Source organism: Halorubrum sp. Ea1 (assembly GCF_002252965.1).
Taxonomy (GTDB): domain Archaea; phylum Halobacteriota; class Halobacteria; order Halobacteriales; family Haloferacaceae; genus Halorubrum.
Map to the genome: position 1 here is coordinate 1 of NZ_NHPG01000054.1, position 295 is coordinate 295.

Consider the following 295-nt stretch of genomic DNA (forward strand, 5'->3'; position numbering starts at 1 on the left):
CCGCGAGGCCGGCCGCCCCCACCGCCCCCGTGGCTGCGAGATACTGCCGTCGCGAGACGCCGTTCGGAGTGCTACCTTCTGACATCATTTGGTCATAAGGAATAATCATTAATATAAGTAGGGGTATTTACAACAGGAGATGTTAACAATATCAGCGTCAGGGAAATCGGGACGGAAACCGCCGTTACGCGGTAAAATCGTTCGAATCGACAGATCTCGACCGAGCGGCCGCGATCCCCGCGGGTTCGATCGCCGCTCGCCCGACCGCCACCGCGACGGGCGGCCGGGTGACCGC